Source organism: Thalassorhabdus alkalitolerans, from assembly GCF_042656525.1.
In the GTDB taxonomy this organism is placed as follows: domain Bacteria; phylum Bacillota; class Bacilli; order Bacillales; family Marinococcaceae; genus Thalassorhabdus; species Thalassorhabdus alkalitolerans.
In genome coordinates this window covers 273,910-288,021 of sequence record NZ_JBHSOZ010000002.1, presented here as the reverse complement: position 1 = coordinate 288,021, position 14,112 = coordinate 273,910, and the positions used below count along the sequence as shown (strand labels likewise).

Sequence of the window (14,112 nt, the reverse complement as noted above, 5' to 3'; positions counted from 1 at the left end):
GGGAATGCTGCTATTCTCCACTCGATGTTTCTTTAAAAACACATTTTGTAAGTTAAAGCGAATGCTGATTTTTAAAGTCATGAGATTGTAGTTAAAAGCGCGAGACGCCTTCGGGAATAGCATTAGCCGAAGATCCCGCAGGGTGGTTTTTCCGAGGAAGCTGAGGCAATGCCCGAGGGATAGAAGACACCGTGAATGCGAATGAAGTGAAGCATGAATGGATGTCGCACTTGTACCTTTAGGTGCACGCGAGTGTCTTTTAACGAAAATCAACAGCAAAATGTAACATAACCTGCGAATTTACAAGAATAGCAAAAATGTAAAAGTAGATTAAGAAAAATATTAAAACATAAGTAGTTAGAATTTTTTTAAGATTGGAATAGAAGATATTTCAGTCTTATTTTTTTGGAGGTGTATTGTAAGCGCTTAAATTGTTATAAAGGGAAAAGTTTTACAGGCAGTTATTTTTAATTTATTTAAAGGCTCTGTTAAAGACGAATGTTGATTTCTATTCAGTTTGATTGTAGACAAAAACGCGAGACGCCTTCGGGAAAAGCATTAGCTGAAGATCCCGCAGGGTGGTTTTCCCGAGGAAGCTGAGGCAATGCCCGAGGGATAGAAGACACCGTGAATGCGAATGAAGTGAAGCATGAATGGATGTCGCACTTGCACCTTTAGGTGCAAGCGAGCGTCTTTTATCGAAAATCAACTACGAAATTTAACAAAACCTATTTAAAAGAAGGGGGAGGGATTATATGCAAGTGTACAAGCGTAAGGAAGGGCAGGAGCAGCCGTTTTGGAAATTTGGCCCTTTTAAAATCAGATTGCCTTTTGTTCACTATCGTTGGGAATCCGCTGAGTTTGTCCAGGCACTTATTATGTTCGTTGTCAGTTTAGGGATGATCCCGCTTCTTCAAGAGCATTTGGGATTGCCTTACGAAGTAGCCTTAGCGTACGTATTTATCGGAGGGCTTGGGTTTATGCTTCCTTCCCTGCTTGGGGTCGCAATGGTTCCGGGGTGGATCACGGCAGCGATTCCGGTGGTGGTCATTTATTTAGGGAACTTTGAACCAGGTCCTGAAGCAATACAAGGGCTGTTTGCTCTCCAATTTACCGTGTTCTTGATTTTCTTCATTCTTGGTGTCACAAAGCTCGGTGGGAAACTGGTAGCCGTCGTTCCAAATTCCTTGAAAGCAGGGATATTAATTGGAGCCGGGCTTGCAGCCATTATTGGGGAGATTGAAGCGGGCGGCAGATTGGTTTCTACGCCATTTTCCTTGATTATTGGAAGTTTGATCGCCATATACATTCTCTTCTCTTTATCGTTCAAAGATCTGGTTAAAAAACATAAACTTGCCGCTAAAATTGCTAACTACGGGCTAGTGCCGGCAATGATTATTGCCATGGTTATCGGCTGGATGGTCAGTGAATATCCGGTCCCTAATATTGAGTGGGGAATTACACAGCCAGCATTTGCAGAAATGTGGGGCTACCTTCCATTTGTAGTTGGTTTCCCGGGAATTGATGTATTCCTGCTGGCGATTCCAACAGCATTAATTGCCTATATTATTGCCTTTGGCGACATTATTGTCGGTAACACGCTGTTAGAAAGAGCGAACAAAGTAAGAAAAGACGAGTGGATTGATACAGGAATTGACCGCACTCACTTGGTGACGGCCCTTAGAAACTTAATTCATTCCTTCTTTGCTCCGTACCCGGGACTTGCCGGTCCACTTTGGACGCCGGTGCAGGCCACCGTGACGGAACGGTATAGGCATGGCCGCAAAGCGATGGAGTCGATTCACAGCGGAATGGGGACCTTCTGGATTGCAGGTTTCATTGCCTTATTCATCCTGCCGCTGGTCACTATGTTCCAGCCTGTTCTTCCAATCGCTTTGGCTCTGACGCTAATTATCACTGGGTACGTTTGTATCAGTGTCGGAATTGAGCAGGTCCATACGACCACAGAGCGTGGTGTCGCTGGTGTCATGGCTGTCGTATTGGCCATCCACGGTGCGGAATTCGGGCTTCTTGCAGGGATCGCCTTGTACTTCCTTGTAGAAAAGACAAGCTTATTCAAGAAATCTAAGAGTGAAGAGACAGACGAAGAAGCTGAAGAAAAGAAAATCAGCTAGCCGTTGAATAAAGGAGTGGAAAGAATCATGCCAATCGAAAACGTAGCAATCATTGGAGCAGGCCAAATGGGGGCAGGCATCGCCCAGGTGGCAGCGAAACAGGGCAAACAAGTGACATTGCATGATGTAAAAGAAGAATTGGTCGAACGCGGGAAAGAAAGAATCGCGAAAGCACTGGGAAAAGAAGTTGGAAAAGAAAGAATCACAGAGGAAGAAAAAGAAGAGGTGTTATCAAGAATCCATCCTACTATCAATTTTGAAGAAGCGGCAGATGCAGACATAGTCATTGAAGCCGCTTCCGAAAATACGCAAATTAAGAAGAAAATCTTTCAGGATCTTGACCGTTTGACAGGAAAAGAAACAATCCTGGCAACGAACACGTCATCGATTTCTATTACAGAGCTGGCAGCATTGACTGGCAGGCCGGAAAAGGTCATTGGGATGCACTTCTTTAACCCGGTGCCAGTCATGAAGCTGGTGGAAGTGATCAGGGGACTCACAACAGATGACCATACATTTACGGAAGTCAGGGCATTGGCAGAAGAGCTGGGAAAAGAGCCTGTTGATATAAGTGATTACCCTGGATTTGCCGCCAATCGTATTCTTGTTCCGATGGTCAACGAAGCCATCTACTGTGTGTATGAAGGGGTGGCCAGCCCGGAGGATGTTGACAAGGTTATGAAATTAGGAGCGAATCACCCCCTCGGCCCCCTTGCGTTAGCTGATTTGATCGGGCTGGATACGTGTTTATCCATTATGGAAGTGCTTCATGACGGATTTGGAGATTCCAAGTACCGTCCATGCCCGCTCCTTTACAAATACGTAAATGCCGGCTGGCTTGGACGAAAAACAGGACGAGGATTCTTTAGCTATTAAAGGAGGATGAAAATGAGCTATCAAAATGTAGAAATGAACGTGGAAGAAAAGATTGCTACAGTCACCATTAACCGGCCGAAGGTACTAAACGCATTAAGTTCAGAGGTCATCGAGGAACTTACAGAGGTCTTTGATGACTTGTCTGCCCGTTCAGATGTGCACGTCGTCATTCTTACCGGTTCAGGAGAGAAGGCCTTTGTCGCAGGCGCGGACATTGGGGAGATGAAAGGAAAATACGCACTGGAAGCCAGAGACTTCTCGGAAAAGGGCAACCGGTTAATGTCAAAGATTGAGAAGTTAAAACAGCCGGTGATTGCAGCGGTAAATGGATTTGCTCTTGGCGGCGGTTGCGAATTAGCTCTGGCCTGCGATATGAGAGTAGCAAGCGCAAATGCGAAGTTTGGACAGCCGGAAGTGAACTTAGGGATTGTCGCTGGCTTTGGAGGCTCTCAGCGGCTGCCAAGATTAGTCGGGCCTGCGATTGCCAAAGAGCTTCTCCTGGGAGGAGAAATGATTACAGCACAGCGCGCGTATGAAATTGGGCTGGTGAACCATGTCCTTGACTCTCAGGAGGAAATGCATGAAAAAGCAAGAGGCCTGGCAAGCTCCATCATTAGCCGCTCTCCTTTAGGTGTCCAGAGAACAAAACAGCTGGTAAATGAAGGGGCGAACATGGATATAGACAGAGCCATCTCATTTGAAGTCGAAGTATTTGCAAATATGTTTTCAACAGAAGATCAAAAAGAAGGCATGGATGCCTTTTTGAATAAACGAAAGCCGGCCTATACAGAGAAATAAGTGCAGAAGGAGAGGGTACAATGAAGGACGTTTATTTACTAGAAGGAGCGCGGACTCCCTTTGGGTCATTTGGGGGAAGCTTGAAAGATACAGGACCTCTCACGTTAGGGGTCACGGCTGCCAAAGAAGCTGTTAGACGAAGCGGAGTGACAGCAGAAGAGGTGGACATTTCCGTAATCGGAAACGTCATTCCCTCTGAAAAGAATGCCGCTTATCTGAGCCGCCATATTGCTCTCCACACGGGAGTTCCCATTACTTCACCAGCTTTAACCGTCAATCGTTTATGCGGATCCGGCCTCCAATCAGTCATTTCTGTGGCCCAGTCATTAACCCTTGATGAAGGTCGCGTAGGGCTTGCCGGCGGAACGGAAAACATGAGCATGTCACCGTATGCTCTTCGAAAAAGCCGTTTTGGCACGGGTCTGAAAAGTCCCCAGATGGACGATATGCTCTGGGAAACATTAACCGATGAGTACTGTGGGTGCGGCATGGGGATTACGGCCGAGAATCTGGCAAAGAAATACGAGATTACTAGAAATGAGCAGGATGAATACGCTCACCTTAGTCACCAGCGGGCAGCAAAAGCGGTTGAGGGAGTGTTTACTCAAGAAATTACTCCAGTAGAGCTGAAAAGTAAAAAAGGAACAAAAATGATTGAGCTGGATGAACACATTAGAAAAGACCTCACCCTGGATAATCTAGGAGGGTTAAAGCCTGCATTTCAGGCAGAAGGAACGGTAACAGCAGGTAACGCCAGCGGAATAAATGACGGAGCTGCGGCTGTTATCTTAGCAGGAGAAGATTACGTAAACCAGAGGCAGGAAAAGCCGTTGGCCAGGATTGTTTCCTGGTCTGTAGCAGGTGTTGAGCCCGACATTATGGGGATCGGTCCTGTGCCTGCCATCAGGAAAGCACTGGAAAGAGCTTCTCTTTCTATTGAAGACATGGATCTCGTTGAAGTGAATGAAGCCTTTGCATCTCAATATGTAGCGGTAGAAAAAGAACTCGGATTAAACCGTGAGAAAACAAATGTAAACGGCGGCGCTATCGCCCTGGGTCACCCTGTGGGAGCCAGCGGAACGAGAGTGCTGTACTCCCTGGCCCTTGAGCTTAGAAACAGGAAAGCAAAATACGGAGTCGCTTCCCTTTGCATCGGAGGCGGACAAGGAATCGCAGTGATTCTTGAAAGCTTGTAAGGCTTGATGACGGTCATCACTGGGGCCAAAGGAACAATTGCTAAGGTAAGCTGATTAACGAGTCAGCGATCACAGGCAGAACAACTAGAAGAAAAACTGAGTGGAGGGATTGAAATGAATTTTAAAGCAGATTACGAGATGAAGAAACGAACAGCTGAAGAGGCAGTACAAATGATACAGCCTCAAACAGGAATCGTCGTTCCGGTGATGGCCGGGGAACCGCCGGCACTCCTTGAAGCCTTGCCTTCTCATGAAGGACTGAAAGGCAACAGCCTCTATCGCATGCTTCCAAGCTACCCTGTGTTGGATATCGAGGAGGACAGGTTAAAGCAGGTATCCTTGTTTCTAAGCGGGATGGACCGTCCTGGTTATCATGAGGGGAAAGTTGATCTGCTCCCTAATCATTTTTCCGATATCCCGGATTTAGTCAGGGAAGCAACCGAGGAAAGAGTCATTATGGCGGCAGTATCTCCTATGGATGAGGACGGCTACTTTTCTCTCGGAGTAAGCCCTGCGTATACCGCTCCCCTCGTTGAGGATGCTAAGCAAATTATTCTTGAGGTAAATGAGAGAATGCCGAGAACCTATGGTATCAAGAACCAGATCCATATCAGCCAGGTAACGGCTCTCATAGAAAACACCAAAGAGCTCCCGGAGGCTCCGAACCCTCCTTTAAGTGACAAAGACCAGCAGATCGGAAAATATATCGCTGATATCATTAATGACGGAGATACCCTGCAAATCGGGTTTGGTGCGATGCCAAACGCCGTCATGGACTTTTTGAAAGATCATAAGGATCTGGGGGTTTATACAGAAATGCTTCCAGACAAAATAGTGGACCTTTATGAATCAGGAGCTGTCACGAATGTAAACAAGCCATTATACAAGGGGAAGACGACCATGACCTTTGCGTTTGGTTCCAAGCGCCTGTACGACTTCATGCATGAAAATGAAGACCTTTATTTTATCCCTTGTGACCAGACAAACGATGTCCGTACCATCTCAAAGTTTACTAATCTTGTTTCGATCAACACGACCGTGGAAGTAGATTTCTTAGGGCAATGTAACTCTGAAACAGTCAAAGGAAAATACTATTCTTCATCCGGGGGACAGGCTGACTTTGCTAAAGGTGTCCGCTTAACCGAGAACGGCCGGGGAATTATCTGCTTATATTCCACTGCCAAGAATGACACAATCTCTAAGATCGTTCCTGCCTTAGCTACAGGAGCAGTGACCACCACCTCCAAAAACGACGTAGATACCATTGTAACTGAGTACGGTGTCGCACAGTTAAAAGGGAAGACAGTTCGAGAAAGAACGAGAGCCTTAATTGATATTGCTCACCCGAAATTCAGAGAAGAGCTGGAACTTCAAGCGGCAGAAATGGGCCTTCTTCCGAAGAACACTCTTGTATCTAACTAAAAAGGTGTAGTAGAAAAAGCAAAGTGGCGGGTAAACCGCTTCTTTGCTTTTTTTCTTTATATTGAACTACTGCAAGGAAAAAGAGGTATGATGTCTGGGAAGGTAGATCAAGAAATGGAAAATGAAAAGGTAATCCTAAAAAATGTCGAATGCTCTTTTGTATGTAGTACCAGGAATATTGGTCAATTTATAAACAAAATAAGGATAAAATAATAGAAATTCGTCTCCTTCTCTCTAGTTTATTGGGAAAAACATGGCAGAAAGTGACTAGATTAAAATTAGGTCTTTTATTCGATAAAGACATTCAGTATAGTGAAAACATGACTAAATTTGTCATTTTTACTGGTTTTTTCTGCCAGTAGGCTCAATTTACTAGTTTATTTTAAAGGGGGACGTAATGATTTATAAGAGGTTACAAGCTATTCTTATCTTTTCTGTAGCTCTCTTATTCATTTTCAGCTTTTCTTCTCAAGCCGCTGAAGCTGCTGAGAGAATCTCTGGTGATAATCGAATAGAGACAGCTATAGAAATTTCACAGTACGGTTGGAATTCAAGTGATCACGTGGTCCTCGCACGAGCGGACCACCCGGCAGACGCTCTTGCATCAGCAAGTCTTTTGTCTGTTACAGAGGCTCCGATTCTATTAACAGATAGCAGCAGTATAGATCTGCAGGTAATTAATGAAATACATAGGCTCGGTGCAAGTCATGTATACATACTCGGTGGTCCTCATGCGATAAGCTCTGATGTGGAAGGCGCTCTTACTTATGAGGGGCTGCAAGTGACAAGAGTAGAAGGAGATAACCGGTACCAAACAGCAGAGCAAGTAAACCGGGAAGCGGGATACATAAATGAAAGTACAGCGATCCTTGTGAGCGGAGAAGTTGCTGCAGATGCCTTGAGTGCTTCTGGCATGGCTGCCAATGAAGGCTATCCCATTTACTTAAGTGGACCAAACTCCATGCCGGTCAGTCTGCCATCTTCCGTATCCAATGTTATTATCTTTGGTGGTCCCAGCGCCATTAGTGAGTCAGTAGAACAGCAGCTGATGAATGAAGGCAGACAGGTGGAGCGCATTCAGGGAGACAACCGCTTTCAAACAAGTATCGCTGCTGCCGAGCGTGCAAGGCTGGCAGGGAACCATAACATTATTGTCCGGGGTACGTCGGTACGAAGTGATACAGAGGATTATCCGGATGCCGTCGCATCAGCAGGGTTAGCAAATAGGTTAAATGCTTCAGTCATCCTCACCCATCATGATTCCCCGAGAAATGAAACACTTCACTACATTCAGAATAGTGGGAATCAAAACTTAGTACTTGGCGGTCCTGCCGCGGTGAGTGATTCTGCCGTGGAGGCATTGTCTGAAACCTCGCCGTCTGCACCTGAAGAAGTTACGCAGACAGGGATCATCACAGGGGTGCAAAGCAGCCTTAATGTCCGCAGTCAGCCGAATGGTTCTTCGAGCATCATAGGTAGCTTATCAAACGGAGCAGAAATTAATATTTATGAAGAAGACGGAAATTGGGCGAAAATCGACTTTGGTGGAGATGTGGGCTATGTGAGCATGACCTATGTGTCGATCAGTGAACCCACGTATGAAGCAACGGGAACGGTGAGCGGGGTTCAAAACAGTTTAAATGTCCGCAGCCAGCCGAGCGGTTCTTCAAGCATCATAGGCGGCCTGTCAAATGGCACTTCCCTTGATATTTACGAAATCAACGGCAATTGGGCAAAAATAGATTATGACGGTGGCATTGGGTACGTGAGCATGACGTATGTATCCTTAGACACTTCTTCAGAGGTGCTTCATGGTCAAACAATTGCTATTGATCCAGGTCATGGAGGCAGGGATCCGGGAGCGGAAGCAAACGGCCTTCAGGAGAAAGAAATTGCTCTTGATGTGGGTCTTCGAGTCCAAGAGAAACTGGAAAGTGCCGGGGCGAATGTCATTATGACAAGAACCACAGATGTATACGTGTCCTTACAAGACCGGGCGACGATTGCAAACAATGCAGATGCAAGTTCATTTGTAAGTATCCATACAAATGCCTTTAATTCGGAAACTCAAGGAACAGAAACCTATCATTATCCAGGAAGTTCCGATGGTGAAAGGCTTGCTGAAGCCATTCAAGAAGAAATGCTGGCAGCCCTTGAGACGAATGACAGGGGTGTCCAGGACGCTAACTTCTCTGTTCTTCGCAACACGACAATGCCAGCAGCGCTCGCTGAACTTGCTTTTACCGATCATCCTGATGATGCAGAAAAGCTACGCTCCGATACATATCGTGACCGGGCAGCGGATGCTATTGTTAGAGGGTTAGAACGCTTTTATAGTGAGTGAGAATAAGAGAAAGGGATAGGGTGAACGATCACCTTATCCCTTTTTTTATATGCAAAGGACATAATTTCCTCTATTGCTTGTTTCCTTGCTAACAAAAATTTTTGTTAAATACAAGTCTAAAATGTGGTTTGAACTTCACGTAGGATGGGTAAGGAAATATCCTTTTTTGTCTTTTTATACATAATTGGGTCGAAATTAATGATTTGATGGTAAATGATCGTTCGTTTTACCAGGAGAAGGAGAGAATCATGAAAGGTTTTAAGTTTGGTACATTCATAGTTTTACTCTTCGGTCTGCTTGCTTTTTCACTGCCTCCGGCAGACGCCAAAGCAGTGGATCGAATTCATGGAGATAACCGTATTGAAACGGCCATAGAAATTTCCAAATACGGGTGGAATTCCAGCGGCCATGTGGTCCTGGCTCGTGCTGATCATCCTGTGGATGCGTTGGCTTCAGCAAGTCTTGTAGCCAAGACAGGAGCCCCTATTCTTCTTACAAACAGTGAATCTTTGGGAGATGGGATTCTTGAAGAACTAGAGCGGTTAGGAACACACACAGTGTACATATTAGGAGGAGAGCAGGCGATTCAGCCGGAAGTGGAAAATACTTTAACAGCTGAAGGCCTGGCCGTGACCCGTGTCGCTGGAGATAATCGTTACAGCACAGCGGAAGCTGTTAATGAAGAAGCTGGATACAGCGGCAAAAGCACGGCCATTCTTGTGAGCGGTGAAGTAGCAGCTGACGCGTTAAGCGCCTCCGGAATGGCTGCCAATCAGGAAAGACCAATTTATTTAACTAGACCGGACTCATTATCGGTGAACCTTCCAGATTCAGTCAATGAGGTCATTATCTTTGGCGGTCCAAGTGCAGTAAGTGAAGCAGTGGAATCAGAGTTGAAAAATGATGGGAAGGAAGTTCGTAGAATTCAAGGTGATAATCGCTTTGCTACGAGTGTGGAAGCGGCAAATGCAGCTAATTTACAGGGAACCCATAATATTATTGTCCGGGGAACGTCGGTAAACAGCAGCAAGGAAGATTACCCGGATGCCGTTGCAGCTGCAGGATTGGCGAACCAGTTGAATGCCCCGGTAGTCTTGTCTCACCACGATTCGCCCCGTTCTTCTACACTAGATTATGTGAGTGAATCTGACAAACAGCCTATTATTTTAGGCGGACCAGCAGCAGTTAGTGATGAAGCAGCACAATCATTTACTGACGAAGGTATTTACAAAGGAACCAGCGAAAATACTCACAGTGAATTTATTGACGATGTCATTGCAACAGGGGAGAAGTACATGGGAGCGGAATATGAGTTTGGCGCATCACCGCACCGCACAGATCGATTTGACTGTTCGTCTTTCACTCAGCGAGTGTTTGCTGAAAATGGTGTAGACATCCCGAGAGTATCAAGGAATCAAATCAATGCAGGTGAAGAAGTATCGACCAATGATCTTCAAAAAGGGGACTTGGTGTTTTTTGATACAGGCGGTGATGGGGTCATTAACCACGTTGCCATCTATATAGATGAAGATAAACTCTTTCATGCCACGGTTACGTTAGGTGTAGATTATACTGGCTTTACTCCTTATTGGCAGGATGCACTTGTGGGGGCAACGAGAGTCACTCAGTAATCAGGAAAGTATTTGCAGGAAGCTGTCAGGCATTAGGTGCCAGGCAGCTTTTTTTATTGAATGCCCGCTATTACGGCAATATAGAAGGGTGTAATTACAAAGCGGGGTGAGATGAAATCCAACAAAGGAAAACAGACTTTTTTCTCGAGCCCTTTTATCTCAGAAATAGAAATAATGGTACAATTTAATCAGTTTTAGAAAAGAAGGGGTAAACAATGAATAATAAAAAGCTGTGTCATTTACCGGTCATATTTGTTATAGCTTTGTTAACGTTATCTTTTATTCTCATCCTCCTGATTGATGTATGGAATCTATTTGGCGTAAGGGACATTGTGATTGAATATCGTGACTTCCCGTATTTTTGGTTTCACTGGTTTTTGGTTCCAGTAGAAGTGCTTCAGTGGCCCATGCTTGGACTATGTATTCTCACCTATGCATTCATTGCCGGAATAGCATATAGGAACGGAGAGAAAGAAATCCTTTCTTTTTGGCTTTTGCTTGGTGCGGGAATTATTCTGATGCTGATGGAAGATGCGGGGGATGTACGGCATATTATCCGTAATGATATTGAAGAAATAACCGGGGAAAGCAGCTATGGCTACTTAGGAACAATATTTGAGTTAAGTTATTTTGCCTTAGTGGCTCTTATCCCATTGTATGCCATAATTAGGTACCGAAAGGTCTATTGGCCTGGCAAAGCAACAAAAGGGTATTTTCTGCTCGGCTTTGCCTGTTATGGGCTGGCTGTCTTTTCCTCCTGGGCAGGAAGCGCTTTCCGATCAGTGACGGAGTTTAATGACCTGTATACCTTTGCAGGACAATTCATCGTCCGTCCTCTTTTTCATTTAAATGAAGGAGCCAGAGAGCTTTATGAACAAACCAATGCGGAGTTCGCAGAGAGAGGAAATCATTTAGTAGAGTTTTGGTTTATGGACCGAGTGTATGAAGAGTCATTGGAGCTCTTGGGAGCTGGTGCTTTACTAGCTGCCGGCCTGTCTTTTCTATTTTACTTGAACAACAAGAAAGACCGTCTCTAAGAGACGGTCTTGTCATGCTATTCAAAAATCGGGGTGAGAGTAATATCTTCGTCTACTTGTAAATGAAGTGTTTCCTCACCTTCTTCAAACTCTTCCCATCCAGCAAAAGAGTAGCCTTCTTCAGGGATGGCGGTTACTTCAAGGGTGGAACCTTCAAAATACTCCGCTTCCCATGAATCTTCGACGGTATAATCGTTTATTACGACCTGGCCTTCAGAAGATGAGTTAACAGCGATATCGAAGGTACCTTCAAGGTCAAAATGGTTGATGACGTGTTCTCTCATCGCTTCTGGACGATCTGCAGCAAACTCTCTTCTAATTTCTACTTCTTGTTCCCACCTCTCAAAGGAAGAAGGAGCTCTCCAACGGGCTGACTGTTCTTCCATTTCCGGTTCAATGACACTCGCCATTTCATCAATGCGGTTAACCACATACTCTGGCTCAAAAGCGGTGTTCATTAAGTCTGAAAAACGGGTAACGAACTGTTCACTGAATTCCTCATTTTCAAGAAGATTTCTCAGCAAGGAGGTAGCCCATGGTTCATTAGGGCCATCACTGTCATCATCGGTAGCCCAGTGGATGGTGTCGTGGGTGTAATCCATAGGGTTACCGTAATGGTCAGTGCGGTCTGCTGCGTAAATTTGAAAACCAAAGTCTGTATCATATAATAGCCAACGCCATCTTCCGTCATGCCCAGGCTCTGCGTCAGGGGCATAAGAAGTGTTTTTTCTCCACATTGCCAGATTATTGTGAGGCCAATCTGTGTTTCCAAAGTAGATATTGGATACGTTGTAATCGATATAGTTATCTACATCCATAAGTGTCTGTACGTATTCATAGTTTCCAGGGTCGGACATGTCATTACGTTCTACAAAACGAAGCATGCTTTCATAATGTTCTTCATCGCCGGGAGAGCCGTCTGATACAGAGCCGTCAGCATTTAAAATCGTCACATCATTCTGTTCAATGCCGTAATGGCTTTCAATATACCGGTCATCCTGGCGCTCTCTAATATTGTGCAGCCCCCAGTATTCTCCATTTAATAAAACGACTGCCGGGCGGTATCTTTGTGTATCTACGTCAGTGAAATCTCTTACTAAGCTTTGCAGCATGGCGTCCTTAAACATCATGCTGTTCCAGTCGTTTCCTGACTGACGAAGGAGCAGCCGTTCAAATTGCTGAACATCTCCTTCTTCAAAAAACGGGTAGTCAAGGTAGCCTCTTCCGTAATCATGACGAGCATAGAGGCGGAGGGATTTTTGCGGATAACGCCGGGTTAATCCCCCGTGAATCCTTACACCTAAATCTTCAGCCAGCTCACGCTCTCCTTCTTCATTATAAAATTCAAAGCTTGCAGGCCGTTCCCACTCATGTCCTCTCTGGTGGTAGTTTCCGGTGTTGTCTGGCCGTTCGGCATTCTCATCATGATGGATACCGGGTACGTAAATGCCAGTTTCTTCATGAAAGAAATGCTCCGCATCGGTGGCAAGTGAAATGACAGGAAGGGAGAAGCGGTCTTCTCCTGCTTCATCCACCATGTAAGAATGGGTAATGGTTTCGCTTTTCACGCCATCTGAACGGATAGCTTTGGCTCTTATTACATTGGCTTGAAACAACGATTCAATAGTATGGTCATCCCAGCCCTCTAATACAGTTGTGGTAATGTCTGCCAGGTTTGGCTCTGAGGAAGACAAATCAGAAATAGAGATAGGGGAATCATATACCTCTGAATCAGTAGTAGGTTCAGAGCCATCCAGCGTGTAATAGACAGTGGAACCTTCCTCAGCTTCAATTTCTAATTGAAATTCATCAGTATAAAATCCGCCTTCGTGTGAGAACGCAGGCGGAGCAGCAGTTAAATCAAAATCAGTTTCATGGATTTCTTCGTAATACTCCTCGATAGGATCTGTCCCTTCAATCGGATTCCCCCGTAAGTAGAGGCGTGTACGGAGCTGATTTAAGTTACGCAAAGGCTCCAGAGAAGTAACATTGTTATTTCTCATATTTAAGTCTTCCAGATCACTAAGGTTTGCAAGCGCGGAAATGTCTTCAATGTAATTATCTCTTATGTTTAATTCTTCCAGGGTATCGAGAGAAGCCAGCAGGTCAATATTTACAATCTGGTTATCTCGTAAATTTAAAGAGACTAATTGTTCCAGCTCTTCAATTCCTGACAAGTCTTCAATAAGATTCCCTCTTACGTCCAACTCTCTTAAATTTGATAAGTTGGAAATGGTTTGTACTGATTCAAGATCATTATTTTGGATAGATAACTCTTCGAGGTGTTCCAGCGCTGTGAGCGGCATCAGGTTTTCAATCTGATTGTCACTGAGGTCCAGCCTGCGAAGTTCAGTAAATTGCTGTAATCCGTCAATGTTTTGGATATTAGATCCGCTCAGGTCCAATTCATAGACAGTGGTTGGATCAACTGACTGAATTGATTCTCCAGTAGAATCAGTAAAAGAACTTTCTAAATTTTCATCTGCAAACGAAGCCCCGTCTGGGGTGATGACAAGGGCTATGTACCATATAATAAGTAAAATTGGCAGGGATATCAGAATAACAAGACCTTTTCTCAAAACAATCCTCCTGTGTTTACAAAAAATTAATAGTAAGCTAAAAAAATTATACCGATATTTATGCTTTTCAGCAAACCTATTTATTGGTAACATC

General features: G+C 44.7%; 9 protein-coding genes. 8 read left to right on the top strand and 1 reads right to left on the bottom strand.

The window, feature by feature from the left end; genetic code table 11:
* The first annotated feature begins 755 nt into the window (after positions 1-755).
* The 8 genes from ACFPU1_RS01380 to ACFPU1_RS01345 all read left to right on the top strand — a co-directional run bounded on the left by ACFPU1_RS01380 (position 756) and on the right by ACFPU1_RS01345 (position 11,439).
* Positions 756-2,135, top strand: coding sequence for a solute carrier family 23 protein (locus ACFPU1_RS01380; RefSeq protein ID WP_385937658.1), 1,380 nt, complete (start codon positions 756-758; stop codon positions 2,133-2,135).
* 27 nt (positions 2,136-2,162) lie between these two features.
* On the top strand, positions 2,163-3,011 hold the full coding sequence (locus ACFPU1_RS01375; protein WP_385937655.1) for a 3-hydroxybutyryl-CoA dehydrogenase: 849 nt from the start codon (positions 2,163-2,165) through the stop codon (positions 3,009-3,011).
* Between the two features lie 12 nt (positions 3,012-3,023).
* A complete protein-coding gene (locus ACFPU1_RS01370; RefSeq protein ID WP_385937652.1) occupies positions 3,024-3,809 on the top strand; it encodes an enoyl-CoA hydratase-related protein in 786 nt (261 codons plus the stop codon).
* Positions 3,810-3,829: 20 nt separating this feature from the next.
* Complete coding sequence (locus ACFPU1_RS01365; RefSeq protein ID WP_385937649.1) at positions 3,830-5,005, top strand: acetyl-CoA C-acetyltransferase; 1,176 nt, start codon at positions 3,830-3,832, stop codon at positions 5,003-5,005.
* 114 nt (positions 5,006-5,119) lie between these two features.
* The gene (locus tag ACFPU1_RS01360) at positions 5,120-6,427 is read left to right on the top strand and encodes an acetyl-CoA hydrolase/transferase family protein (RefSeq protein ID WP_385937646.1); all 1,308 of its coding nucleotides are present in this window, start codon (positions 5,120-5,122) and stop codon (positions 6,425-6,427) included.
* Positions 6,428-6,824: 397 nt separating this feature from the next.
* Positions 6,825-8,771, top strand: coding sequence for an N-acetylmuramoyl-L-alanine amidase (locus ACFPU1_RS01355; protein WP_385937643.1), 1,947 nt, complete (start codon positions 6,825-6,827; stop codon positions 8,769-8,771).
* A 248-nt stretch (positions 8,772-9,019) separates the two neighbouring features.
* Entirely contained in the window at positions 9,020-10,402 is a 1,383-nt protein-coding gene (locus tag ACFPU1_RS01350) for a cell wall-binding repeat-containing protein (protein WP_385937640.1), read from the top strand.
* A gap of 215 nt (positions 10,403-10,617) precedes the next feature.
* Positions 10,618-11,439 carry a hypothetical protein gene (locus ACFPU1_RS01345; protein WP_385937637.1) on the top strand — a complete coding sequence of 274 codons (822 nt, stop codon included), beginning with the start codon at positions 10,618-10,620 and terminating at the stop codon, positions 11,437-11,439.
* Positions 11,440-11,456: 17 nt separating this feature from the next.
* Here the strand turns inward: ACFPU1_RS01345 and ACFPU1_RS01340 are convergent, their stop codons facing one another.
* Complete coding sequence (locus ACFPU1_RS01340) at positions 11,457-14,018, bottom strand: CotH kinase family protein (protein ID WP_385937634.1); 2,562 nt, start codon at positions 14,016-14,018, stop codon at positions 11,457-11,459.
* Positions 14,019-14,112 lie beyond the last annotated feature (94 nt).

What these genes read in the sequence shown, in the direction of transcription:
- ACFPU1_RS01370 (WP_385937652.1), top strand. Translation starts at nt 3,024, where the DNA reads ATGAGCTATCAAAATGTAGAAATGAACGTGGAAGAAAAGATTGCTACA.
- ACFPU1_RS01375 (WP_385937655.1), top strand. Translation starts at nt 2,163, where the DNA reads ATGCCAATCGAAAACGTAGCAATCATTGGAGCAGGCCAAATGGGGGCA.
- ACFPU1_RS01360 (WP_385937646.1), top strand. Translation starts at nt 5,120, where the DNA reads ATGAATTTTAAAGCAGATTACGAGATGAAGAAACGAACAGCTGAAGAG.
- ACFPU1_RS01380 (WP_385937658.1), top strand. Translation starts at nt 756, where the DNA reads ATGCAAGTGTACAAGCGTAAGGAAGGGCAGGAGCAGCCGTTTTGGAAA.
- ACFPU1_RS01350 (WP_385937640.1), top strand. Translation starts at nt 9,020, where the DNA reads ATGAAAGGTTTTAAGTTTGGTACATTCATAGTTTTACTCTTCGGTCTG.
- ACFPU1_RS01365 (WP_385937649.1), top strand. Translation starts at nt 3,830, where the DNA reads ATGAAGGACGTTTATTTACTAGAAGGAGCGCGGACTCCCTTTGGGTCA.
- ACFPU1_RS01355 (WP_385937643.1), top strand. Translation starts at nt 6,825, where the DNA reads ATGATTTATAAGAGGTTACAAGCTATTCTTATCTTTTCTGTAGCTCTC.
- ACFPU1_RS01345 (WP_385937637.1), top strand. Translation starts at nt 10,618, where the DNA reads ATGAATAATAAAAAGCTGTGTCATTTACCGGTCATATTTGTTATAGCT.